This is a genomic window from uncultured Mucilaginibacter sp., assembly GCF_903893715.1.
Lineage (GTDB): Bacteria > Bacteroidota > Bacteroidia > Sphingobacteriales > Sphingobacteriaceae > Mucilaginibacter.
On record NZ_CAITNG010000048.1, the window covers coordinates 1 to 23768 of the forward strand.

Consider the following 23768-nt stretch of genomic DNA (forward strand, 5'->3'; position numbering starts at 1 on the left):
GAGCCCCCGTATTTTTCGCCGGTAAAACCTTTGGGGCCTATGTTGAGGCGGGCATCGCTGCCGGTATAGGTTTGGCTGAGCTGGAAAATATTGAAACGGATGCCCTGCTGTGCCTTCACATCGCCATCGATAACGATATCGCTGTGCTCCCATTTTTTATGCCATGCGGCAGCTTGTTCGGTAAGCATCGTATCAAAGCCTTTTAGGGATACCGTCGCAATCACTTTTTTGCAGGCGCCGAGCAAATCGGCAGGGGCATGGTTTTGCGAGGATACATTTGCGGCGTATTTGCAAATCACCAACTCTTCGCCTTGTTTGGCCTGAACAGTAAAAGTGGAGGCCACATACTTTTCTTTCAGGATATTTTCCGCGCTCACCTTTTGCGAAACAGTAAATTTACTACCTGTACACACCTCAAAACCCGTTTTTTTGGTTCGCATGGTAAGGTAAAAATCGTTGCCATCTTCGGCATAAGCTACATGCTCCCAAAATTTTTCGTCGTAATTAGAGTCGGCGTTTGATATATCGCCATCGATGTAAGGCGTAACGGTAATATCGGCACTAAAATTCAATGGCGTAATGGCGTATTTGATGACACCAGCCTCTTCGTCCACAATACTGCACAGGCGGGTAGCTGTAACGCTTACTTTTTTTCCGCTTTTCAGTTCGGCGGTAAAACTGCGCTCCAAATAACCGTCGTGCATGTTGAGCACGCGTTTAAAAGCGCTAACCTTGCATTGGTGCAAGTCCAACACCTCGTCTCCAATTTTTATATCGATACCGATCCAGTTGGCGGCGTTCAATACTTTGGCGAAGTATTCGGGGTAACCGTTCTTCCACCAGCCCACGCGGGTTTTATCGGGATAGTAAACACCCGCAACATAGTTGCCTTGCAAAGTCTCGCCACTATAGGCTTCTTCAAAATTGGCACGCTGCCCCATGCGGCCGTTGCCCAAGCTAAAAATACTTTCGGATACTTTGTTTAAATGCGGGTCGAAACCTTCTTCTATGATGTTCCACTCGTGCGGGATGATGTAGTTCTTCATTATAATTGGTGTAATTGAGGCACTAAATTATGCTTTCTTATTTTATAGTAACGCCGGCAAATAAAAAATAGCAACATAATATGCATTTTTTAGTAGTTTAAGGCTGTTTTATGTTTAAAAAGTTTAATTATCTTTAAATCGTAAAACAAGTTTCATGTCAGAAGAAAAGGTAATTCAACATTCAAAAAAAGCACTGAAGGCACTGAAAAGCCCCGACAAAACGTGGCTCGAAAAGATAAAAGAGTTTTTAGGTGAGATTCTCATTATTGTGCTGGCGGTAAGTATTACCTTGTTGTTTCACAACTGGAACGATGAGCGGCACGAGAAGAAACTGGCGCGTGAGTTTCTTCAAGGTATCAGGAATGACCTGAAAGGTAGTGCCGATGATATTGAGGCTTCGGTAAAAACCTTTCAACCTACTGTCGACTATTATAACGAGGTGTGGAAAGAAGTAAAAATGCATAAAATTAATGCTGCTTACGTTGACAGCAATGCCGACTACTTGATGAACACCAATTATTTTATTTTTGATGATAGCCGCTTTGAGGGTTTCAAATCATCGGGCTATTTAAGGCTGATTGAAAATCAGGAGCTGTTAAAGCATTTGGTTATTTTATATTCCAGCTATATGCCGTTTGAAAGGGATGCCGATATGAACGTTTTTCGCACCCGCGAAAGGGATTATAATACCTACATCGGAATAAAAGGAACTGAATATTCAGAAAATATCGGCGTTTCAAAGCTACTGAACGACCCTGCGGTGCGCTACCAAATATTGCGTTACGTGTTTATTTTCGATGAGCGGAAAAGGCATAAATTGCAACTGGCAAAAAGACTTAGAATAATGGTAGCCGAGATTGATGAAGAGTTGAAAAAGTAGGAGATTATTAAGCCATTTATTGCTTAATAACTATATTTCAAAAATCGCACAACATCTTCTTTGTCATGGCGTTGAACTAATAACATTGCGACCTCCTGTGCAATGATAACCCAATGTTCAACCTTTAAACTTAACCACCATGGCAGAGCTCAATTCTTCTCCCGAAAAAAAAGGCGGAAAAAGTCCGCGGAAAAAATTTTCAGCACGCGTTGACCTGACAGCGATGGTCGACCTGGCATTTTTGCTGATTACCTTTTTTATGCTCACCACTACGCTGCAAAAGGCGAGGATATTCCAAATGGATATGCCTGTTGGCGACCCCGGCGGCGAAGCGGCCAGCCGTACGCTAACCGTATGCCTGGGCAGCAACCATCAGGTGGTATCGTATCTGGGCCTGCCGGATAAACCCATTGTGGGGCCAAATCTGGTTGGGTTTGATAAAGATGGCCTAGGCAAAACAATTGCCGATATGAAGCGAGATGTGGAACAAAAGACCCACAAAAGCATGCTGGTTATTGTAAAACCAAGCGATAAATCGCTTTACGGCGATATGGTGGGTGCCCTCGACGAAATAAAAATAAACAATGTAGAGCAGTATGCCGTAGCTGATATAATGGATAAAGATATTGCCTACTTGAAAGACAAAAAGGTGTATTGATTTAAAGATAATTATTAAATTTGTGAGGATGACAACATTAACGGTAGATATTCGTAACGAGGACGAAGAAAGGGTACTGATAGCCTTTTTGAACAGCCTCAAATATGACTATCGTACCAACGCTGTTGATGAATTATCTGAAACTCAAAAAACTGAAGTTTTAAGAAGGCAAGCTTTATTTGAAGCCGGTGAAATGACATCAGAACCCTGGAACAATGTGAAAGAGCGTTTTTTAGGGTCCTGATGTATACTGTTGACATATTAACCATTGCTATAATTGAAACCGAAGATGCTTTCAACTGGTATGAATCGCAGGTATTTGGCTTAGGAAAACAATTTATAGCCGAACTTGATCATTATATTTCCCTAATCAGCCAAAACCCATATCAATTTAATGTTCAATTTTCTGAGCGGTTCAGGTTTGCTACTCTAAAACGTTTTTCATATCGCATTGTATATATTATTAACGAAGAGCAAACCACGGTGGTTATAAATTCCGTGTTCCACACCAGCAGAAACCCCGTTCAATTATAACATCAGTAAGCATGGCTATTGATGTTATAATTTTATATTTTTGCACAAAACAATCGAACCATGGCCGAGATAAAATTCAACAGTAAAGAATGGGAACGCATCAAAATCAAATTTCAGCGTAAATACAACCACTTAACCGACGAACAGCTGCAATATGCCGAGGGCCAGGAAGACGATTTGATTACCCGCCTGATGGCATTAGTAAACCGCGACCGCGCTTATGTGGTGTTTACCCTCAAAAAGGCATTGGTAAATTTGGATACCAACAGGCTGTAATTACCAAGCCATTGTAATATTTTTAACTAACACTAAAACCTATTATCCTTTTTTTATTACATTTATATTCTTAATACGAATATAGAATGGAAAGGCGTGTAGTATTGACCAAGACCTATAAAAAATGGGGATGGGCAGCGGGTGTGCTGGCACTTGCAATAGTTTTATGGAGCTTTAACGATGATTTGTTCCAAATATCCAAAAACCTCGATGTGTTTGCATCGGTTTATAAAGAAATCAATGTAAATTATGTTGACGAGGTTGTACCGGCCAAACTGGTAAAAACCGGCGTTGATGCCATGCTCGACGGGTTGGACCCCTATACCGAGTTCGTACCCGAATCGGAAATCGAAGATTATAAACTTAAATACGTAAGCACCCAATATGGCGGCATTGGCGCGGGCATCTTCGCGAAAGACAAAAAAGTTATCATATCAGAAGTTGATGAAGGTTTCCCTGCCCAAAAAGCCGATATACGCCCCGGCGACGAACTCCTTAAAATAAACGACATTGACCTTGCCGGAAAAAACAGCGACCAGGTAAGCACCCTGCTCAAAGGCACCAAAGGCGCGGCCATCAAACTGCTCATCAAACGCGATAAAGTTGCCGAACCGATAGAAAAAGACCTTATCCGCGACGAGATACAACAACCTAACGTATCGTACTATGGCATGGTGGCCAACAATATGGGCTATATCAAGCTCGATAAATTTTTAGAGAACTCGGGCCAGGAAGTTACCGACGCACTTATCGCACTTAAAAAAAACAACCCTAACGGTATCATCCTCGACTTACGCTCCAACGGTGGTGGTATTTTGCAGGAGGCCGTAAAAATTGTGAACCTGTTTGTACCTAAGGGCGTATTGGTAGTAAAGCAAATTGGTAAGGTAAAGGATAAAAACTATGTTTACCATACCGAGAATACCCCGGTTGAGCCCGACCTGCCGTTAGTAGTGTTGGTGAACAGCCACTCAGCATCCGCATCCGAAATTGTGGCCGGTTCACTGCAGGATTTGGACCGTGCCGTCATCATCGGACAACGCAGTTATGGTAAAGGGTTGGTGCAGCAAACCTTTAACCTGCCTTATAACAGTTTGGTAAAAATCACCATCGCGAAATACTATACGCCATCGGGCAGGTGCATACAGAGTTTAGATTATACAAACCGCAAGGCCGATGGCACGGTTGACCGCGTTGCGGATTCTGTAATGCACGAGTTTAAAACCAAAGCGGGCCGCTCGGTTTACGATCACGGCGCTATTTTTCCCGACGTTTTTGTAAAACAGGAGCACTTTGCCAATATTACCCAGGTGCTGGTAAACAAGTTGTTGGTGTTTGATTACGCCACACAATACCGCAACACACATCCAAAGATACCCGATGCAAAAAGCTTTACGCTGACCGATGCCGACTATGCCGACTTTGTAAAATTCCTGTCGACCCAGAATTATACCTACAGCAACAAATCGGAAAAGGTGCTGGCCGACCTGAAAACAGAAGCCGATAAAGACAAAGAGTTTGCGGCCATAAAAAACGAATACGAAGCACTGAAAGCCAAACTGGCCGCTACCAAAGGCGACGACTTGCAACAACATAAAGACGAGATAAAACAGATACTCGAAAATGAAATCGTATCGCGTTATTATTTTGAAAAAGGTCGCTACGAGTGCAACTTTAAATACGACAAAGAAATGGCTCAGGCCGTTAAATTGATGCAAGACAAAAACGAGGTAGCCAGTATTCTAAAAGGCGATGGCCAATACAAAGTTATCGGCAAACCCGGCCCGGCAATGGCCGCTTTGAAAGCGGAAGAGAAGACGGATGAGAATTGATGTGCGGAGATTTAATCACCTTACAACATCCAATAGCCTCAGTAGGTCTTTGTCCGAAATATCAGCTTGTTCTGACTTGTCATAAATAGATAGCAGGAAAACTTCACTATCGGTAATGGCAAAATAGGTTATGACGCGTGCCCCGCCCGATTTACCTTTGCCTTTAGATGCTATGGCCAAACGTATTTTATAACAATCGTTGCCAAGAGCGGTACCTTTGTTTGGTTCGGTATTTAGTTCTTTAATAAGCGTTCTGAGTTCGTTTTTTAACGAGGGGTATTTTTTGACAAGACGTTTAAGTTGTTTGTCAAAAGGGGCAATTGTCGAAACCTTATAATTCATTCAACAGGTCTTCAGCCGGGCGGCCTTTTAATTTGCCCGCTTTAATTTGCCCGGCATATTTAAACGCCTTTTTTATCTCCTTGATTTCTTCAAACAGAGCGGCATCAGGCGCAGAGAGTGCCTTAGCCTTTATATTAAAACGATCTTTCACCATTTCCATAAAGCCTTCAGCTTTATTGTCCGCTATGTCGATAATGAGTTTCATTGTTAATACAAATATACTAAATGTTGTTAGTAACAACAACGACGGTAAAACACCAGAAAACCAAACGCTTTGCGCTATGCTCCTTGCGCTTTGCGAATCAATACCCCACCACTTTAACCTCTGTCCTCCTGTTTAACTGATGCTCCGCTTCGGTGCAGGGTACGCCTTTGGCGCATTTATTGAGTAGTTGGGTATCGCCGTAACCTTTAGCGGTCATGCGGCTGCGGTCGATGCCTTTACTAACAAGGTAGGCCACTGCCGATGCAGCCCGTCGTTGCGATAGCGCCATATTGTAATTGTGCGATGCCCGCGAATCGGTATGCGATGAGAGTTCGATTTTGAGGGTCGGGTTATCGCGTAGTATGACGTACAATTTATCCAGTTCAATGGCCGCATCAGGGCGGATATTCGATTTATCCAAATCGTAATAAATATTATTGAACACATAGCTTTTGCCTACCTCGAAAGGCGGTTTAAATTGTTTGGCCGGCAATCGCCCGGCATTATCACTACCCAAAGGTACACGGAAGGGCACATGTGGTTCATGGTTGGTAAAGCTGTAAATATCATCACTGCCCTTTCCCACTTCCCGGTTCGACGACAGGTAACCGCTGATGCCGTCGTGCGTAATGAGGCAAAAATCGTCGCTGGTGCTGTTGATGGGGTATTGCATGTTTACCGGCTTGCTCCAGCTATCTTTTTGTCCGACCGTTTTAAAAATATCAAAACCGCCCATGCCCGGTAGTCCCTTGGATGAGTAATACAGCGTATCGCCACTAATGGTCGGGAAGGCTTCTTCCTGCGCAGTATTGATGATGGGGCCGCAATTAAGGGGTTTTCCCCAAGTACCATCAGCTTGTTTTTGGCAGTACCAAATGTCGGTTTCGCCGATGCCGCCCGGCATGTCGGACGTGAAGTAAAGCATGTTGCCATCTTTAGACAATGCCGCGTGCCCCACCGAATATTGTTCGATATTGTTGTAGGGAAAGTTTTTAAAGTTACCCCATTCGCCTTTTGTTTTGGTGGCGATGATGAGTTGCAGCCACCTTGTATATAATCTTTGCTTCGTATTATAGTTTTTGTCTATAACTATTTTACGCTTCGGCGAACGGGTAGTAATGGTGATATATGCCGTGTCGCCGGAGGCGTTTATGGCCATAGGGCCGGTATGGTAATCGGTATTAAAAAGCGGGTTGCCTTTGGTATTCATGGGCAGTTCGCCAATATTGCCATCGATGGATTGGTACAGGCGGTAATAACCCTCGCCCGTGCGTTTATCCTGGTTGTCCATATTCCGGTCGGATGTAAAAACGAAACCGGTTTTACCATAATAAGCCAAACCCCAGTCGGACGAGCTGGTATTGAATTTATCCGCGTTCTGCACATTATAACGAGGCGTTAAGGCCATCCAACGTACCGCCGAATCGATGGTAGCCAGCTTAGCGGCATATTCCGCAGCTTTGCCAACTTTATCATAATACACTTTGTAAGTAGCCCGGGCCTGGTCGAATTTTTGATTGCGCAGCAACACTTCGGCGTAAGCATAAATACATTGGGGGCTGGCTCGTTCGTCATCGGCTACGCGGGCATACCATTCTTCGGCGCTGGCATAATTGTTCGTCAGGCGGTAACATTCGGCAACGCGTTCTAATATCCCCAGGTCAGGGTTGTTTTTTGATGCAAGGTCGAGGTACAGGTTCAGGCTCTTGTAATACTCATAGCGCTCAAACAGCTGGTCGGCCTGTTGTTTTTTGGTAGGCTGCTCCTGTGCCATGAGGCTGGTAGCCAGGCAGATGAAGAGGATATAGCTGAGCAACTTTTTCATATCAAAAATAGCGTGGGTTCAATATCCTTGGTCTGCGGCCTTTAAAACTATAACTCAACGACAACTCATGCGAACCGCTCTGGTTTCCCGCCAGGGGGCTCGTACTAAAATCGTACGAGTAACCTATGCGCAGGTTATCGGCGGCGTAAAACTCGAACATGGCGGCTATGGCATCGCTTTTATACAGGCCACTTATGGTTTTTCCGTTAAGGTAAGGTACGCCTGTGCGGTATGAAGCCCCGAGCCATAACACCTTTTTGAGTAGAAAAAAGCTGTTGACATCCAGATTAGCCGGACCGTTAAAATCCTCTTTAAACATGATAGAGGGTTTCCAATCGAGGAAACCTGATAACGGCACCATCACGCCGCTGGTGATATAATAATGCCTCACCTGTTGGATGATGGCATTGCTGCCCGGCGTGGTGGTGGCCGGTATTAAACTAAGCACCGATGCGCCTATGTACACCGTCGGCGTATAAAAATACAGACCAACCCTAAAATCGGGTGTGAGCTGGCTTTGGTTTCCCGATGGCACCAGCCCGTCGCTTACATCAATGGCGTTAAATTTGGAGGCATCGAGGCTGTACTGTATCAGCCCGGCCGCTACGCCGAAGCAAAGGCGTTTGGTATCATTGGCATCCAACTGCAGGCGGTAGGCGTAGTTGGCATATACCGATGAAGTACTTTGCGGGCCCAATTGGTCGGTTGAGGCCCAAAGGCCAAGGCCTACTTTTTTGCTTTCGCCGTTGGTGAGGCCGTCGATAGATATGGTATTGGTTTTGGGCGCGCCGTTAATTCCCACCCATTGTATGCGGCTGCTCAGGTTGAGCGTCCAGTCGTCTTTATATCCCGCGTAGGCGGGATTAACAGCCAAACCGTTAAAAACATATTGGCTAAACTGTATGGTTTGTTGGGCATAGCTTTTCGCGAAGCCGGTAACCAGCAGCAATAACAAGATATGTTTAGCCTGTGCCCTCATCGTTTTAAATATACCCAGCCTTTAAATGTGGTAATACTGCTGTCCAATTCCTTGCGGTGCAGTATGTAATAATATGTCCCTTCGGATAAGCCCTTGCCGTCCCAATCGTTCAAATAATTGGCCGAGCGGTACACTTCGGCGCCCCAGCGGTTAAAAATAATGAGTTCGCTGTTGGGGAATGACGAAAGGCCCACAATCTGAAAAGTATCGTTCTTGCCATCGCCGTTGGGCGTGATGATGTTTGGTACGGTAATATTGTCGAGTACACGGATTACCACCGTATCGGCGCAACCCGCACCATTGGCATAAACAAAAGTATAATTGCCTGCCACGCTAAAACCGGTGACGGTAGTAGTTGGGCTGGTAGTATTGGCAATATTTGTTGCCGCCGGTGTGCTGCCCACCTGCGCCCAGGTAGCGGTGCCGGTTGCCATCATACTAACCTGCGTGTTTTTAACAATGGTTTGATCGGCACCGGCATTGGGTGTGGTGCCTATGGTGGCCGTAGCGACTTTTACATTGTTGCAACCTGTACCCGATGGCAGAGCGTTACATTCGCCCAGGGGGTCGGTTGGCGGGGCGTGGTCGGCGGGGTTGGTGGCATCAGGGTCGGTAACATCAGCAGGGCGTAAAATGCTCGCGGTGGTATTCAATAATCCGCCGGAAGGTATGGTTGATGCAATGCCGCCAAGCGTAAAAGTGATGACCGAGCCACTGGCCATGGTTAAAGTGGCGTCGTATTCGGTACCACTTGTTGTTGAAGCGCTGATGCTGCTTGCGCCGGTAGTTTTGGTATTGCTTACGCTGATGCCTGTTATAGCCGTTGGGTAAGTGAGCGCGAACTTAGCCCCGCTTACATCGCTCGGGCCGTTGTTGCGCACTACCGCCGTGATCACCACCGGCTGCCCCACACAGGCCGAGGTCGCGGTAACGCTCACCACTTCCAAGTCGGCTTGTTGCAACTGGAAGCTGAGCGATGCCAGTATGGGCGCCGAGGGAACGTATGCCCAGGTATCAATACTTTTTTCGTTGCCAAACTCCAGCGGACCGGCGCCGGCCGTACCCCATTTATGCCCGTTCAAGGTACTGCTGATGCCTGTTAAATTTGTAATCGGATTTGAGGGCGTACCTACAATAGTAATAGGCGAATCGTCCCAGTAAATGGTATCATCGGGCGCTTTGTAGCCGTTAAGGCGGGTTACTATGATGCCGTTTACGTTACGTTCCACATCAAAAAAAGGAAAATGCACCTCGCCCGAATTGAGTACGGAACTGATGTTGAGGCTGTAGGTGTTTACAGGCACTACGTTGCCTTGTCCATCCAACCCATCCCAGTAAATGGAATTTGCACCCTGACTTACGGTGCCTGTCAGTTTACGGTCTATCGGGTCGGTAAAAACCCCGTTTTTGTTCACGTCGATTGTGATGTTGTAAAAACCGTTTTCGGATGCCGTAAAGCCGATATACGCGCCCAAAGGGCTGGTTCCGGCCTTGCCTGCCGTGCCCTCTATCCCCGTAAAGGTAACATTGGTAATAGTGGGGGCTACCGGCGCAGCTAACAGCCAGGTGCTACCCTCGGGCGTATTGGCGGTTGCAGGCAAATCGGCGGCGGGGGTGTTGAAGAATATTTTATGGGTAATGTCCGACTGGCTGTCATTAGCCGTTGGGTCCTGCACATTAAAGTTGGTTACATTATCCACGCTTTTGTACGATGGCAATCCGCTTGCGGTTTTAAAGCCTTTGTTATCGGCAAAGAAGGAGAAGCCATCGCCGGCCTGGCCGTTGTTGTTCAGGTTGTACAGGTAACCGTCTTTGGTGAGCACTTTTACGATGGCATTAAAGCCGATATCGTAAGCACCCAACAAACCCATAAATACATTGGTATAAGCCCTGCCTGTTAAAAAATTGGCGTTGGCGGCATCTCGTACAGTAACATCAAAAGCGCAAATGTATTGCCCGTCGGGCTGAACCCATGCTGCATTTGATGCTATGGGGTTAACATTGATGGCATTGTTGCTGGTGGGTATAAAATCGACCTCCCACACGCCGCTTTGCCCGGCCAACACCGGTTGGATGAAAGGTGCATAACCGCCGGCGTTAGGCAATGGGCCTGCAATTTCCTGCGCGCGATTGGCGATGAGGCCTACGGTTGCAGACGATCCGCTGGTATAGGTTTTACCATCGGGCGAGCGGATGACCATTGTACCTGCGCTAATGCCTTGCGCGCTGGAGCCAAAGTAAATGCTTTCGCCGGCTTTGGCATATACCTTCATGGTGCCCATGGTAGGGAATGGGAAGGACAGGTTGGCCGTATTGCCCGAAAACAGATAAGCCCTGTTGCCCCCGTTGGCGTTCAACTCTTTGCTGCCCTCGGCCGATACCATCCCCTGCATCGCGATAAGCCATGCAAAACCGCAAATTAAGCGTTTGATAACCTTAAACCAATAGAAGGGTAGCCGTATAAACATTGTATAAAACCACAATAAAGATTGAAGTTACAAAAAAACGCTCATGAATTACGTTTTAACACATTCAATCAACAATGCGCATCTTTTCCATAAATTTTTCCAGATTGCCATGCGCCGTTAACCTTACGCGGCTTTTGAATAATATCGTCCAGCCGAGCAGCATGGCGGTAATGCCAAAGGCCTGCCGCGCCCAGGTGTAAAAATTAAACTGATCCACATGTTTTACAATTTTGCCGTTTTCAATAACAAAACCGCCTTTTACATGGTTAATAACTTTACGGCCGGTCGCGCTAAAGGTGTACCAGGCTGTCCAACGGAGGCTTACCAAATTGGCCGATGAGCGCATGTTTTTAAACTCCAACTTAAAATCGGCACCGCTGCGTTTGCAGAGCATTTCCCACATAGCCTTTACGTGCGCGGCGTCCAGTTCGGTAAATACAGGGTCGCTAAAGGTGGCGTTATCGGCATAACACGCCTGCATGGTTTTATAGTCTTTTTGCTGAAACGCGGTATAAAATTGCGTGATGAGGGCTTCGTTAGGCGTCATGACGATATAATTGGTAGGGTAAAATTACGGATATTAATCTATAATTAAACCATGCATTTATTATGCAAAAAGCCCGCTGTTTGCACAACGGGCTTTCTGTATCAATAAAAACGCAAAGTATCCGCCGCCGAAAATTTAATTTACCTGCGATGAAACCTGTTTGTTGCTATCATCAGCGGGCGGTAATGCCCAAAACAAATTGAGGTTATTGGTTTTGTAAACTATTGTGGTATATTTTGTTTTTTCGTTGGTGTTTGCTGATTTATCGGGGCCTTGTTTAAAGTAATCGAGCGGTAACAGCATTACGTATTCGGTAGTTTTTTCTGCCTGTGCGGTTTCGGCATCGTAACAGCTCATTACCGGGCATTCCAAAATATACAGGTTTTTGGCCATGTAATTAAACAGGTAATCCGATTTTACTGTCGATTGCCTGCGGTTCCAATTGGCATCGGGGTTAACAATAAGCGGCTGGTCTTTAATAATTCTTTCGCGTACTTCGGCAAGACCTAACAAAGTTCCGTTTTCATTCATGATGTAAGCATCGTTGGTAGGATCAATCCATATCCACTTTTTCAACGATTTTGCGTAAACCATATCAATTACATGGCAATCGTTATCAATTTTCAAGCTATCCTTCGGCAAACAAGTAACAAATCTCGATTTAAAACCCATTGCCAAATAACACTCATTAAGCACCGTAGCCAGCCCCCGGCAATTTAAGCCCCGGTTATCTCTTTTACATTCGGCTATCATACTCATCGCGTTTTTGATTACGGGATTATCGTGCTGCCCGTCGTGCGGAACAAGGTAATGTATCCAATGCAGCATGTTGATGATCTGCGAAACCTCGTTGCCTTTCCCGGCTATCGAATCGAGGTTAAAAGCCTTTCGCAAAGCAACCAAATGCGGCTCGGTTTGTGGTTGATAGGTGAAGGTGGGTATGGGCCGTACATCGGCGGCATTATATTTTTCGGCCTTTCTCAAAATATAGAGGTAGTCGCCTGTTTCGCGGAGGGATTGTACCAGGGCGGCAAACCGCGCCTCGTGCCTGATGTTATCCATGTCACTGTCCTTCATAATAGTATCATACCATATAAAGCCGAGCTTGATGCTCTTTTCGAGCATATTTAAAGCGGTTTCTTTATCGTTGAGCAGCGAATACACACAGGCGAGATTATACCAGGCACTGTTATAATTTCCTTTAAACATTTTTTGAATCTCGATACTTTGAGCCTTGTATTTGGCCTCAAATTGATCAACTAACTGAGCATAGGCTTTAGCGTCCTGCTTTTTGTATGCGATCGAGCGTAAGCTATCGCTACCACGCGCAAAATCCCCAAATGATAATTGGGCAGGTGTCCATTGCTGGGCTTTTACGTATGAAGTACAGCAAAGCAATAATGCAACAAGGGTCAGTTTTGATTTCATTTGTCTATTTTTTTACAAGACGTTGGCTTTTACAAATAGTTACAACTATTTGTTTTTTTGGACTAAATATGAGGTTTATTATTTGATCTCTTTTAATCTTACCGTACTTTTAGCATTTCCTTTATAAAGTAAACGGAGGAAAAGGCCACAATCACTTGGGTTATCATCGGCACACATTTGGACATCGTCAACAATATAAGTCCAGTCCCCATTTTTAAAAGTATAAGTCCAGCCGCCCATTGTACCTTGTGCCTCATCTTTTCCATGATATAAAATCAGATCTGGTTTTTCTGAGGTCAACCTTCCTTTACTCCATGACACATATCTGATTCCATATTTTTCTGAATAGTCAACCCGTATTAACAAATTTTGAGACTTTCCAACAATCAGATTGTCTTCCCAATAATTAACACTTGGATGCATTTTGCTTTGTATACTCTTAGTCAATTGCTTACGCAGCGCTATTTCTTTTTTTGAATTGATATTTATGCCGCCAATCTTTCCGTCGTCATCCATCCAAATGTCTCCTGCAAAAGGCCCGCCTACCAGTCCATACATTCCGTCATGCTCAAACACATCCGAATCGTTATAAAGGTTAAGCTTCTTTTTAAATTCTTCATCAAACACAATTGGATAATACGCAATGAACTCCTTCGAATTAGCAATATTCGGCAAGGGGTTTTGTCGTTTAAGCGGATACATTACAAGTTTTGATAATTCGTTAACCTTGTCTTCTTTTATCAGTTTAATAATATGCCTAAATTCCTTATTTCTGTCATTGTGAATTTCTTTAATGGTAGCGTCTTCTTGAGCAAATATTGAAGTTGTTATTAATAGCAAGAATGCTAACAAAATAGCCTTTTTCATAACTTGATTTTAACAAAAGAAAATTACGCAAAAAAGCCCGCTATTTTCATAACGGGCTTTCGATATTTTGTCGCCTAAGCTTACTTGTTCACATACATTACTTCCTTAACCGCTTTAATTACGCGCTCAGGGTTTGGCAGGTATTCTTGTATAAGTGTCGGAGCGTATGGCAATGGTACATCGCCACCCATAATGCGCAGGATTGGGGCATCTAAGTAATCGAATGCGTCTTTTTGCACTTTAAAGGCTACTTCGGTAGCTATAGAGCCTAATGGCCAGCTTTCTTCAACTATTACCAAACGGTTGGTTTTTTTAACCGATTCGATCACCGTAGCGTAATCAATAGGGCGCACGGTGCGCAGGTCGATCACTTCGGCGCTGATGCCTTCTTTAGCCAATTCGGCCGCGGCGGCAATTACCACTTTCATTATCTTACCAAAACCAAGCAGGGTAACATCGGTACCTTCGGTAACGACTTTGGCTTTGCCAATTTCAATATAATAGGTTTCTTCGGGCACTTCGCCTTTATCGCCATACATCAGTTCCGACTCCATAAAGATAACCGGATCGGGATCCAGGATAGCCGATTTTAACAAGCCTTTGGCATCGTACGGGTTTGACGGTACAATTACTTTTAAACCGGGGCAGTTGGCATACCAGCTTTCAAAACACTGACTGTGCTGTGAGCTTAACATACCCGCGTTGCCTGTAGGGCCGCGGAACACGATAGGGACCGAGAACTGCCCGCCGCTCATCGACATGATTTTAGCCGCGCCGTTGATCACCTGGTCGATAGCTACCAGCGAGAAGTTGAACGTCATGAACTCGACGATAGGTTTCAAACCGTTCATGGCTGACCCTACAGCGATACCGGCGAAACCCAATTCAGATATGGGGGTATCAATAACACGTTTGGCACCAAACTCATCCAACATACCCTGGCTCACTTTGTAAGCGCCATTGTATTCGGCAACTTCCTCGCCCATCAGATAAATGGTACCATCGTTGCGCATTTCTTCCTGCATTGCTTCGCGAAGTGCTTCCCTGAATTGTATTTCTCTCATTATGTGTCTAAATCATTGTTTTTAAGCGATTGCAAATATAAGGAGTAATGTTAATAATGCAACTGTGCTTAGGTTGGGTTTGACGTAAAAAATCACGCTTATTTTAGTGTTGCCACGAAGGCACTAAGACACGGAGCTTTTCTGTTAGTGACTTTGTTTCTTCGTGGCATAAATACCTACTTAACAGCGCGGGCGGTTACATTGCCGGTGCGCTTCAATACACCCCAGCCGCTCAGCTCACCTTTAACGGCACGGCGGATGGATTTGAACAGTACATAGTACATCAACTGGCGCCAAATAAAACGTTGCGGGATGATGTAGATAAGCTTTTTGTAATCTTCTTTCTCCATCCAGAAGGCGATGATGCCTACTATAAAGTCGATGAGTACAAAAGCCACGTAGTAGCCGATGATCTTTTCGCGGTGATCGCCAAAAAGGCCGATCACCATCATGAGGTCGGCAAGGGGTGAGAACAAGGGCAGTATGATTTGGAAGATAAGGATATTGGGCATGCCCACCATGCCAAAATACTTATACTTCTTGTTGAACAGGGCATCCTTGTTTTTCCAGAAACTTTGCATGACGCCAAAGCTCCAGCGGAAGCGTTGTTTAAGCAACATTTCGATCGACTCAGGTGCTTCGGTATAAGCCAGTGCTTCTGCGCAATTGCGGATGATATAACCTTGTTTTAGGATACGCATAGTCAAATCGCAATCTTCGGCCAGGGTATCGTATGTAAAGCCACCTGCTTTCGCGATAGCCGATTTACGAAATGCCCCAATAGCGCCCGGCACCACGGTGATGCTATTGATCAAATCGAACGCGCGGCGGTCCATGTTTTGCGCGGTAATGTACTCGATAGATTGCCAGCGGGTGATCAGGTTGTTCTCATTCCCTACCTTAACTGTACCGGCCACAGCGCCAATTTCCTCATCGTCAAAATAGGTCATCAGGTGGTAAACGGCATCGTCTTTTAATTGCGTATCAGCATCAATACAAACCACAAAATCATGACTCGCGTTTTGGATACCATGGTTTAACGCCGTTGCCTTGCCACCGTTTGGTTTGGTGAGTATTTTAACCCTGGGGTTATCACTGTAGGCAGTGCTCACTACCTGATAGGTTTTGTCTTTCGACCCGTCATCAACAAAAATAATCTCGAAATCGGGGTATTTGGTACCGAGTAAGCTTTCGATGGTTTTTATAGCCGTTACCTCTTCGTTATAGGCAGGTACGATGATGCTCACGGGCGGCAGCTCTGTGCGGGCCAACCGCTCTGCATTTTCTTTGCCGTTTTCGGCGTATTGGCGCGAGGCCAGTATGCCAATGAGCACAATACGGCCCACGGCTAAAAATATGGCCGAAAAGAACAGGTAAAGCATAAACCAGTTGCCATAAAACACGCTCATGATCATGAAGTTGTACAGGGTACCCACAATGCCGCTGTCGGCATCGTCGCTAATTTTGGGCATCAGGTCGCCTTTGGTTTTGTGCAATACATCGGCAATGGTGGTAAACTGGTAGCCGTGGCTTTTAAAATATTCGATGATGCGGGGCAGTGCTTTTACGGTTTCTTCGCGGGTATCGCCACCGGCATCGTGCAGCAGCAGCATGGAGCCTGCGTCTCTTTGCGCGATAACGCGTGCCACAATAGTATCGGCGGTTACGCCGGGTTCCCAATCGTGCGGGTCGATAGATTCACCTATGTTGATGTAACGCTCCTCGCGGCTCAATGCCACGGGGATTACCTCGGCAACGGTTTGCGGCTCGGCATCGGCATTAAACGGCGGCCTGAACAGGATGGTGCTCCGGCCTGTAACCGATTCAATCAATTTACGCGTGGCGTTCAGTTCGAGTTTTACGCGTTGAAGGCTGATGGTGGATACATCGGGGTGGAAAAAGGTGTGGTTGCCTATTTCAAAACCGTCTTCATATTCTTCGCGCAGTATAGGGATGCTCTTTTCGGCCATCGAACCAACAACGAAGAACGCAGCAGGCACCTTTTCCTTTTTTAATATCTCGAGGATGCGGGGGGTAAAATCAGGGTCGGGGCCATCGTCAAAAGTCAGTACAATTTTATGCGGGGCGTAGCCGTATTTCCTGATTTGGTATTTTGTTGGGACCCTCACATACTGCTGGTCGGTAATGTTAAAGGTTTTGGGGTCCATCGTGATGTTGATGAGGCCCGGCGACGGGGTGGAAACCAAATCGAGCACCTCGCCATCTCCCGAATAATCGATACGGTTATTTAAACCAACGGTGGTCAGTTTTTTGGTGTCGATACCTGTTTTTTTCAGGGAATCGATGGATAAATTCTTATCGAAGAAGCTCCATAGACGCGGGTCTTCGGTACCCAGCCGCCACAGTGCTATGCCGCCGGTGGCCCAATCATCCGCCATGCGGATAATGTTGAAATTGGTAACCGCGTCGGTAAAGTACACCGCGTGCGAAAGGCTGTCTTTATCAATATAGTTATAATGCAGGTTGGCCGATTTTTTATCAAAAATGACCGGGCTTTTATGTTCGAAAGCGGTACTGATAGCCGCCTGGTAGGATACGGCTGTGCCAATGCTGTTTTCGGGCCAATCGTAACCATAAGCACCAACAACCAGAATTACCTTTTCGCTGGGTATTTGTCCGCAAACGTCGTCGAGTGTTTGTTCAACCCAATGCTGATCGGATATATCGCCGGCATTACTCGATTCGGTATGTTGCTCAATAGCGAAGATGAACAGGTAATCGTTAAAGGCTTGCAAGTCTTCCACATCGTAACCATCATCGCCAGCGTTTACGTTTTGGGTGACCAATAATTTCAAGGGGTGCAAGGTGGCATATAACTCTTTTTCGAAAGCGACATAGTAATCGTCGCTACGGTCCTTTATGTCTTCCCATTCCAGGTTAACACCCTGAACATGGTTTTTCAATAACTTTTGGGCGATATCGTTGATAAAACGCGTGCGCAATTTTTTTGATTTAACAATGCGGTAAACATCCTTGGTATCGAGGTAACCACTTGTATTGTTAACATTGATATAGTTGGACAGCGAAATAATAACGGGCTTGTGGTACTTTTTGTTGACATGCACCAGTCCGGTATCCAGCTTAAATATGGCGGTATCGGCACCGGGCTTTAATACCAGGCCCTCGCTTACAATCATATCGAGTTTGCTGATATGGTCGGCGAGCGAAAACAGGGCCTGCGTTTCCCAGGCGCGGTAAAAGCCGGCGTTGATACGGTTTTTGTTACTCGGGTGTTTTATCTGGTGCAGGCGCAGGTCGTGCCGAAGCTCCTGTATTTCGGTTTCCTGCAGTTTAAAATCCTTGTACTTGGTAGAGTGCTTTAAGGCCTCCAACTCGTCTTTAGAAAGCTTTTTGGGAGCAGAATCAAGATTAGGTAAAGATGGGTATTGCTGCGATGTAATGGTAATGGCCGCACCGATAACACCGGCTATCAATAAAATAATCAACGAACGGCTTATCCACTTAAAACGGGTCCATCGCCCGGGGGTGTCGGCCTGAAAAACCTGCTTATCAGCCATTAATGTTTTTAAATTTTAGCAAAATCAATAAGTTATCAGCAATTATTTTCCGGGTTTTAACTGATCGATATTGGAAAAATCGACACCGCATTTACAATTAGCTCCACAGCCTTTTTTTGCCGAAACACTATGGTAGATAGTACGGCCCACGTACCAAACGGCCGCGATAAAAAGCAATAAAACAATGACTAACTGGAAATTCATGTCACAAATTTAATACAATTCTGTTTAGTATATACAAAACGTTTTGTATTTGGTTTTATTTCGGTTTTTTGGATGATGACATCAGGATGGTATATCCTGATTTTTAAGCGCCTGGGCTAAAAAATTGGGTATAATGGTTTGGTAAGTAAGCCCTATTTTAGCAGGGTCGGCAAGGTCGGCAAATATTTCTTCGTATTTGGCAATACCATATTCGTCTACCATGTGTTTTTTGTACTCGTCGGTCAACATACGGGCTTTCATATCAGCAGGATCTACCTCTGGATGGTATTGCGTGGCGAAGCAATAAGGGCCAAACCTGATGGCCATTAGAGCGCGGGGGTTATTCGGATCCGTCCGTTCCCTTTCTATTGTCAGCAATGTGGCGCCTATTTCCTCAAAGCGTTTCATATCAGGGTTAACCACCTGCCATTCGCGCGAATCGAAAACGTAATAATTATCGGCCAAGCCCTGCAAAACCAGGTCGGCTTTGCCTGCTTCGGTTTGTGCAGTAGGCATAATACCGTATGATTCGCTTGTGCGACGGTTTACATCGGCTAATTTATATTGACGGCAAATCAATTGAAAAGAGTGGCACACCAGCAATACGTGTTTTTTATTGGGTGCATCCGATTGATTATGTGTATCGATCGCGCCGAGCAGATTCCAGTAATTCTGTTCCCATTCCGAGCCTTCGCTTTCTATGGGGCTCCCCGGGCCACCACTCGAAATATAAATATCGAAACCGGTGTCGGGCACCTCGTTCTTCCCGCGAAGGTCGAACACCCGGCTGTTGACGGTTAAGCCGTTATTTGCGGCATAAGTGTTTAAAATATGCTGAAAAGACGATATGGCCTGGTTAGGGTAACCGTCGTAAAGGTCGATGATGGCTGCTTGTATGTTCCGCATTTAACAAAAAAAATGGCTACCTAATATAGCCATTTTTTTGTCGTTGATATGGATAGTGCTAAAATTTAAAAGATATACCCGCCTCGAAGTAAAAAACACTGCTTTTAAAAGGTTGTGCTTTTTCAATCGTGTCGGTTATTAGTTTTTCAGCGGCCGTATTTGTGGGCAGGGCATCCTGCGCAAAAGCCATGGTTGGCGTAAACGAGAAGCTAAAATTGCCGGCTATGTACACAATGGGGGCTGTCAACTCGTAGTCTAACAAAGCAAAATTGCCCAAATCGTTATTGTAAGTAGTATAAGCCGCGTTTACACCCTTACGGTTGATTTTGCCTTTACGTACCAGATATTCCGAATAAAAGTTTTGCGAGCCGGCATTGAAACCCGCCTGTGGGCTGATGAGTAATTTATCATCATCGGCAAAAATAGATTCTATCAAAAAGTCGTGCGAAAGGCTGGGGCTTAACAGTAAGTCGCCGCTGCCACCACCTTTTACAAAGCTATAGCTTAGGCTTAAGCCCGGTGTAATGATATCAGCAACATCGTAATCAATATAGGCATTGGCGGTACTGCTTAATGATGAAGCAACCTGCGTACTGGTAGAGTTAAAGAAAAGTTTGGTGAACGACGCGCCCCACTCCAGGTTATCGTCTTCGGTATAGTCGTAGCCCAATTCTACATTACCCCCATCCAGTTTGTTGTTGTTTCGGTTGGTGATGAAATCCATTTGGCCCGATACGTAAAAGCCGGATTTAAGCGTGTAACTGATTTTAGGTGAAAAGGTTGGCGTTGTAACGGTATCCACACGGCCTAAAAATACGTTGTTGCTTAAATAGCTTACGCCAATTTTTAGGTGAGACTTTTTTGGCGGATTGGTGTCGGATTTTGATGTTGTTGTATCTTTTTGGGCGAATGCCGAAGAAAAAGTCAACAGTAATAAACTGATTGCGAATAATTTAAATTTAGGTTTCATATGAATGGGTTTTACGGATTAAAGTAACATTATGTTTACAAAATCCGTATGACTGCCCACAAATGTAAAAGTTTAGCTACAAAAAATTTATATAATTATTTTAAACTATCCGTATGATCGACAGGTCATAGAACCAAAAACACACAAATTAATAACCATTTAAAAACGAAAATTATGAAAAAGTTAAGTTTATTAGCCGCTGCAATTATCTGTTCTGCAGTTACTTTCGCTCAAACAACAACTCCTCCAACAACTACACCTGTAAGCCCTGTGCCTGCACAAATGAAAGACCTGCGCCATGACGAACGCGACATACGCAACGATAAGGCTACCGAAGCTAAGGATGTTAAAACAGGCAACATTACCGGCGCCCAAGCCGCGCAAGCCGATGTAAAAGCCGACCGTGCCGATATTAAAACCGATGCCGCCACTTTAAAAAGTGAAGGTGTTAAACACCCTATTGCTAAAGCTGATGGACAAATTAAAAGGGGCGACGAAAAAGACCTGCGTAACGATATCAAGGATGTAAAGGCTGATAAAACAGCCCGCGCTGCCGATGTTAAAGCAGGTGATGTGGCCGATGCCAAAAAGGAAACTGCCGATATCAAAGCCGACAAAAAGGACATTAAAAAAGATATCCGCGAAGCAAAACGCGATGGTGTAAAACACCCTGTTAAACGCGCTGTAAAATAAAAGATTAGCCGGGGGGAATTAATCGGAAGCCGCTTTCTGTAAAGGAAGCGGCTTTCTTTTGTAGAATATCGAACACTGAATTTTGAATGAGGAATATCGAAGGGGAAAAATCAAAATTAAGAAGTTAGTTTTTGATCTTATTTACTTTATTCCGTTCCACTCCCCGTAAAATTGTTCGAGGTATTGCAGCATAAAGTCATGCCTTTTTTGGGCGATATGTTTGCCCGCAGCGGTGTTCATTTTATCCTTTAGGAGCAGTAATTTTTCGTAAAAGTGGTTGATGGTGGGCGCCGATGTGTTTTTGTACTCCTCTTTACTCATGTTGAGATTTGCCGGGATATCCGGGTTGTACATTTCGCGGTTTTTGTAGCCGCCGTAGGTAAAGGCCCTTGCAATGCCAATAGCGCCAATAGCATCCAGACGGTCGGCATCCTGCACTACTTCCATTTCCGGTGAGTTGAAGACTTGCGCACCAAAACCCGCTTTGAACGACATGTGGCGGATGATTTGTTGTACATGCTCAATAATAGTTGTGTCAAGGTTTAGTGCCTTCAGGAAATCGCCGGCCATGCGCGGACCAACTTCTTCGTCGCCATTATGGAATTTGCTGTCGGCAATATCGTGCAACAATGCCGCCAGTTCCACAACCAGCATATCCACCTTTTCGGTTTGGCCAATGAGTTTGGCATTGTTCCACACACGGTTAATGTGCCACCAGTCGTGCCCTGCTTCGGCACCTTTTAAGGTTTGATGCACATAATTTGCCGTTTTGGCTATCAGTTGCTCATTTTCCATGGGCCGATGATGGTTAATAGTTTATCACAACCGTTGGCAACAGGGTAGCAGCATTTAATGGTACCTGGTCGGCAGCGGTAATAGGCCGGCGTTTCAACTGGTAATCCAACACGGCCTGCATAGCCGAAGCCTTTGGCGTGCCCGATGGCTTGTAGTTGATGGAAAAAGGGATGATAAAGTCGTAATATTTATGGTCGGCGGGGATAATCCATTTGCCGCTCGTTCTTTTTAACGCGTCAATTATGGGTTCGGTGAGCATTACATCGTCGGCATAATACACTACCATTTTACTTACAGTCCCTTTCGAGTCAGCACTAAATTTGAAGATAACCATGCCTGATGCTTTTGCCGCTTCAATAGCTGGCGTAACCTGCAAACTATCTTTAAAAAATTGCTTCATGGCCTCCACACCGCCTTTGTAAGGTTGGGGCAGGTCGGTATTAATAGGCATCATCTGCGCCATGGCGCATCGCGAAAGCAATACCACAGCAAATAAAACAAGTACTTTTTTCATTATTCTTCGGGTTTGGGTTCGCGTTTGCTGCCGTCGTACAGTTCGTACTCAAACAGGCGGCAATCCAGCTTACCGTTATAAAATTCAATTTTGCGCGAAGCTTTCAGTCCTATTTTCTTGGCCAAATCGGGGTTGCCGGTAAAAACATAACCCTTGTAACCCTTGCAATTGGTTTTCATAAAATCTCCAATGCGTTTGTAGGTCATCTCGAGTTTAGTATGCACACCCAAGCGCTCGCCGTACTCCGGGTTAAACATCACAATGCCCGGCCCTTCCGGTACTTCGGTCTCCGCAAAATCACAAACGTTAAAATCAATCAAATGTTCTACACCCGCTGTTTTTGCATTTTTGCGGGAGATATCCACCGCGTCTTCAGATATATCCGTGGCAACGATCCTAAAACTGAGTTCCTTTATCGATTTATCTTTTAATGCGCGTCGCTCGGTAAAGAAAACCTGCTCATCGTAACCTAAAACATGCATAAAGGCATAGTTCATACGGAACAGGCCAGGTGTTTTTTCTGTTGCGAGCAAAGCCGCCTCGATAGCCAAAGTGCCCGAACCACACATGGGGTTTACAAAGGGGCTTTTTTTGTCCCAGCCAGTAGCCATAATAGTGGATGCGGCCAAGGCTTCCAACATCGGCGCCTTGCCGGGAATTTTGCGATAGCCGTGTTTAGCCAGGGTTTCACCAGAGGTATCGAGGAAAATCTCGGCCTCATCATCCTGCCAATAAAGATGCACTACGGTTTTGTTTTGGTCGGGGCCGGAGTTGGGCCGTATACCTTTTACCTGCTTTATCCTATCTACAATGGCATCCTTTACCTTCACATTCGCGAAAAGCGGGGTGAGGATGTGCTCGTTGTTCACATTGCTGGTTACGCTGAAGTAGCCGGCAAAGTCGATGAGTTTTTCCCATTCAATTTGGATCAGGTTATCGTACAGCTCTTTCGGATCGGCCGCTTTGAAGCTGCCCAGCGAATACAAAATCTGGCTTGCGCAGCGCAGGTTGAGGTTAAGCGGTATACAATCGGTCAGGGTACCGAACAATTCGATGCCGGTAGGGAATATTCTTTTGATCTCGAAGCCCAAGGCTTCAACTTCGTCTTTTAAGTAGGGCGATAACCTTTTATTACAGGTTAGGATGATCTTGCTGTCAGTGTGGAAAACTTGCATATAATTGGGGCGAATTTAACG

Annotated in this window: 23 protein-coding genes and 1 pseudogene; 7 read left to right on the plus strand and 17 right to left on the minus strand. The window is 45.3% G+C overall.

Going from position 1 to position 23768, the window contains the following annotated elements; translation table 11 throughout:
* Positions 1–1046 (minus strand): annotated as a pseudogene (locus tag QZX97_RS06675) (glycoside hydrolase family 65 protein); the annotation flags it as partial.
* Between the two features lie 154 nt (positions 1047–1200).
* Between QZX97_RS06675 and QZX97_RS06680 the strand changes: the two are divergent.
* The 6 genes from QZX97_RS06680 to QZX97_RS06700 all read left to right on the plus strand — a co-directional run bounded on the left by QZX97_RS06680 (position 1201) and on the right by QZX97_RS06700 (position 5226).
* On the plus strand, positions 1201–1926 hold the full coding sequence (locus QZX97_RS06680; RefSeq protein WP_295652443.1) for a hypothetical protein: 726 nt from the start codon (positions 1201–1203) through the stop codon (positions 1924–1926).
* A gap of 139 nt (positions 1927–2065) precedes the next feature.
* Complete coding sequence (locus QZX97_RS06685) at positions 2066–2584, plus strand: biopolymer transporter ExbD (protein WP_295652444.1); 519 nt, start codon at positions 2066–2068, stop codon at positions 2582–2584.
* Between the two features lie 28 nt (positions 2585–2612).
* Entirely contained in the window at positions 2613–2828 is a 216-nt protein-coding gene (locus QZX97_RS06690; RefSeq protein ID WP_295652446.1) for a hypothetical protein, read from the plus strand.
* Complete coding sequence (locus QZX97_RS19070) at positions 2828–3118, plus strand: type II toxin-antitoxin system RelE/ParE family toxin (RefSeq protein ID WP_363152070.1); 291 nt, start codon at positions 2828–2830, stop codon at positions 3116–3118. The genes QZX97_RS06690 and QZX97_RS19070 overlap by 1 nt, the downstream gene beginning before the upstream one ends.
* A 60-nt stretch (positions 3119–3178) precedes the next feature.
* Entirely contained in the window at positions 3179–3394 is a 216-nt protein-coding gene (locus QZX97_RS06695) for a hypothetical protein (RefSeq protein WP_295652448.1), read from the plus strand.
* A gap of 86 nt (positions 3395–3480) precedes the next feature.
* Positions 3481–5226 (plus strand): S41 family peptidase, encoded by a 1746-nt coding sequence (locus QZX97_RS06700; protein WP_295664487.1) that lies wholly within the window; start codon positions 3481–3483, stop codon positions 5224–5226.
* 15 nt (positions 5227–5241) lie between these two features.
* Here QZX97_RS06700 and QZX97_RS06705 read toward each other — a convergent pair whose 3' ends face one another.
* The 13 genes from QZX97_RS06705 to QZX97_RS06765 form a co-directional block, all read right to left on the minus strand.
* A complete protein-coding gene (locus tag QZX97_RS06705) occupies positions 5242–5568 on the minus strand; it encodes a type II toxin-antitoxin system RelE/ParE family toxin (protein WP_295652451.1) in 327 nt (108 codons plus the stop codon).
* On the minus strand, positions 5558–5773 hold the full coding sequence (locus QZX97_RS06710) for a hypothetical protein (protein ID WP_295652453.1): 216 nt from the start codon (positions 5771–5773) through the stop codon (positions 5558–5560). Before QZX97_RS06710 ends, QZX97_RS06705 begins: the two co-directional genes overlap by 11 nt.
* 97 nt (positions 5774–5870) lie before the next feature.
* Positions 5871–7598 (minus strand): OmpA family protein, encoded by a 1728-nt coding sequence (locus tag QZX97_RS06715; RefSeq protein ID WP_295652455.1) that lies wholly within the window; start codon positions 7596–7598, stop codon positions 5871–5873.
* A 1-nt stretch (position 7599) separates the two neighbouring features.
* Positions 7600–8577, minus strand: a complete 978-nt coding sequence (locus tag QZX97_RS06720) for a type IX secretion system membrane protein PorP/SprF (protein WP_295652456.1) — start codon at positions 8575–8577, stop codon at positions 7600–7602.
* Positions 8574–11045, minus strand: a complete 2472-nt coding sequence (locus tag QZX97_RS06725) for a gliding motility-associated C-terminal domain-containing protein (RefSeq protein ID WP_295652458.1) — start codon at positions 11043–11045, stop codon at positions 8574–8576. Before QZX97_RS06725 ends, QZX97_RS06720 begins: the two co-directional genes overlap by 4 nt.
* A gap of 64 nt (positions 11046–11109) precedes the next feature.
* Entirely contained in the window at positions 11110–11592 is a 483-nt protein-coding gene (locus QZX97_RS06730; RefSeq protein WP_295652459.1) for a nuclear transport factor 2 family protein, read from the minus strand.
* Between the two features lie 135 nt (positions 11593–11727).
* A complete protein-coding gene (locus QZX97_RS06735; protein WP_295652461.1) occupies positions 11728–13020 on the minus strand; it encodes a hypothetical protein in 1293 nt (430 codons plus the stop codon).
* 78 nt (positions 13021–13098) lie between these two features.
* The gene (locus tag QZX97_RS06740) at positions 13099–13887 is read right to left on the minus strand and encodes a hypothetical protein (protein WP_295652462.1); all 789 of its coding nucleotides are present in this window, start codon (positions 13885–13887) and stop codon (positions 13099–13101) included.
* 80 nt (positions 13888–13967) lie between these two features.
* Entirely contained in the window at positions 13968–14951 is a 984-nt protein-coding gene (locus QZX97_RS06745; protein ID WP_295652464.1) for a pyruvate dehydrogenase complex E1 component subunit beta, read from the minus strand.
* Positions 14952–15127: 176 nt separating this feature from the next.
* Positions 15128–18490, minus strand: a complete 3363-nt coding sequence (locus QZX97_RS06750; protein ID WP_295652466.1) for a glycosyltransferase — start codon at positions 18488–18490, stop codon at positions 15128–15130.
* Between the two features lie 42 nt (positions 18491–18532).
* A complete protein-coding gene (locus QZX97_RS06755; RefSeq protein WP_295652468.1) occupies positions 18533–18694 on the minus strand; it encodes a FeoB-associated Cys-rich membrane protein in 162 nt (53 codons plus the stop codon).
* Positions 18695–18775: 81 nt separating this feature from the next.
* Entirely contained in the window at positions 18776–19600 is an 825-nt protein-coding gene (locus QZX97_RS06760) for a GMP synthase (RefSeq protein WP_295652470.1), read from the minus strand.
* A 58-nt stretch (positions 19601–19658) separates the two neighbouring features.
* Positions 19659–20570 carry a hypothetical protein gene (locus QZX97_RS06765; RefSeq protein ID WP_295652486.1) on the minus strand — a complete coding sequence of 304 codons (912 nt, stop codon included), beginning with the start codon at positions 20568–20570 and terminating at the stop codon, positions 19659–19661.
* A 174-nt stretch (positions 20571–20744) separates the two neighbouring features.
* On the opposite strand from QZX97_RS06765, the gene QZX97_RS06770 reads away from it, so the two are divergent.
* Entirely contained in the window at positions 20745–21263 is a 519-nt protein-coding gene (locus tag QZX97_RS06770) for a hypothetical protein (RefSeq protein ID WP_295652488.1), read from the plus strand.
* Positions 21264–21404: 141 nt separating this feature from the next.
* Here the strand turns inward: QZX97_RS06770 and QZX97_RS06775 are convergent, their stop codons facing one another.
* Genes QZX97_RS06775 through QZX97_RS06785 form a run of 3 tightly spaced genes read right to left on the minus strand, consistent with a single transcriptional unit; the run spans position 21405 to position 23747 of the window.
* On the minus strand, positions 21405–22058 hold the full coding sequence (locus QZX97_RS06775; protein WP_295664490.1) for an HD domain-containing protein: 654 nt from the start codon (positions 22056–22058) through the stop codon (positions 21405–21407).
* A 13-nt stretch (positions 22059–22071) separates the two neighbouring features.
* Complete coding sequence (locus QZX97_RS06780; RefSeq protein WP_295652492.1) at positions 22072–22572, minus strand: hypothetical protein; 501 nt, start codon at positions 22570–22572, stop codon at positions 22072–22074.
* Entirely contained in the window at positions 22572–23747 is a 1176-nt protein-coding gene (locus QZX97_RS06785) for a class I SAM-dependent RNA methyltransferase (RefSeq protein ID WP_295652493.1), read from the minus strand. Before QZX97_RS06785 ends, QZX97_RS06780 begins: the two co-directional genes overlap by 1 nt.
* Between the last annotated feature and the right edge of the window lie 21 nt (positions 23748–23768).

Excerpts from the sequence above, each read along its gene's own strand:
- QZX97_RS06680 (WP_295652443.1), top strand. The coding sequence starts at position 1,201 with ATGTCAGAAGAAAAGGTAATTCAACATTCAAAAAAAGCACTGAAGGCA.
- QZX97_RS06685 (WP_295652444.1), top strand. The coding sequence starts at position 2,066 with ATGGCAGAGCTCAATTCTTCTCCCGAAAAAAAAGGCGGAAAAAGTCCG.
- QZX97_RS06690 (WP_295652446.1), top strand. The coding sequence starts at position 2,613 with ATGACAACATTAACGGTAGATATTCGTAACGAGGACGAAGAAAGGGTA.
- QZX97_RS19070 (WP_363152070.1), top strand. The coding sequence starts at position 2,828 with ATGTATACTGTTGACATATTAACCATTGCTATAATTGAAACCGAAGAT.
- QZX97_RS06695 (WP_295652448.1), top strand. The coding sequence starts at position 3,179 with ATGGCCGAGATAAAATTCAACAGTAAAGAATGGGAACGCATCAAAATC.
- QZX97_RS06700 (WP_295664487.1), top strand. The coding sequence starts at position 3,481 with ATGGAAAGGCGTGTAGTATTGACCAAGACCTATAAAAAATGGGGATGG.
- QZX97_RS06705 (WP_295652451.1), bottom strand. The coding sequence starts at position 5,568 with ATGAATTATAAGGTTTCGACAATTGCCCCTTTTGACAAACAACTTAAA.
- QZX97_RS06710 (WP_295652453.1), bottom strand. The coding sequence starts at position 5,773 with ATGAAACTCATTATCGACATAGCGGACAATAAAGCTGAAGGCTTTATG.
- QZX97_RS06715 (WP_295652455.1), bottom strand. The coding sequence starts at position 7,598 with ATGAAAAAGTTGCTCAGCTATATCCTCTTCATCTGCCTGGCTACCAGC.
- QZX97_RS06720 (WP_295652456.1), bottom strand. The coding sequence starts at position 8,577 with ATGAGGGCACAGGCTAAACATATCTTGTTATTGCTGCTGGTTACCGGC.
- QZX97_RS06725 (WP_295652458.1), bottom strand. The coding sequence starts at position 11,045 with ATGTTTATACGGCTACCCTTCTATTGGTTTAAGGTTATCAAACGCTTA.
- QZX97_RS06730 (WP_295652459.1), bottom strand. The coding sequence starts at position 11,592 with ATGACGCCTAACGAAGCCCTCATCACGCAATTTTATACCGCGTTTCAG.
- QZX97_RS06735 (WP_295652461.1), bottom strand. The coding sequence starts at position 13,020 with ATGAAATCAAAACTGACCCTTGTTGCATTATTGCTTTGCTGTACTTCA.
- QZX97_RS06740 (WP_295652462.1), bottom strand. The coding sequence starts at position 13,887 with ATGAAAAAGGCTATTTTGTTAGCATTCTTGCTATTAATAACAACTTCA.
- QZX97_RS06745 (WP_295652464.1), bottom strand. The coding sequence starts at position 14,951 with ATGAGAGAAATACAATTCAGGGAAGCACTTCGCGAAGCAATGCAGGAA.
- QZX97_RS06750 (WP_295652466.1), bottom strand. The coding sequence starts at position 18,490 with ATGGCTGATAAGCAGGTTTTTCAGGCCGACACCCCCGGGCGATGGACC.
- QZX97_RS06755 (WP_295652468.1), bottom strand. The coding sequence starts at position 18,694 with ATGAATTTCCAGTTAGTCATTGTTTTATTGCTTTTTATCGCGGCCGTT.
- QZX97_RS06760 (WP_295652470.1), bottom strand. The coding sequence starts at position 19,600 with ATGCGGAACATACAAGCAGCCATCATCGACCTTTACGACGGTTACCCT.
- QZX97_RS06765 (WP_295652486.1), bottom strand. The coding sequence starts at position 20,570 with ATGAAACCTAAATTTAAATTATTCGCAATCAGTTTATTACTGTTGACT.
- QZX97_RS06770 (WP_295652488.1), top strand. The coding sequence starts at position 20,745 with ATGAAAAAGTTAAGTTTATTAGCCGCTGCAATTATCTGTTCTGCAGTT.
- QZX97_RS06775 (WP_295664490.1), bottom strand. The coding sequence starts at position 22,058 with ATGGAAAATGAGCAACTGATAGCCAAAACGGCAAATTATGTGCATCAA.
- QZX97_RS06780 (WP_295652492.1), bottom strand. The coding sequence starts at position 22,572 with ATGAAAAAAGTACTTGTTTTATTTGCTGTGGTATTGCTTTCGCGATGC.
- QZX97_RS06785 (WP_295652493.1), bottom strand. The coding sequence starts at position 23,747 with ATGCAAGTTTTCCACACTGACAGCAAGATCATCCTAACCTGTAATAAA.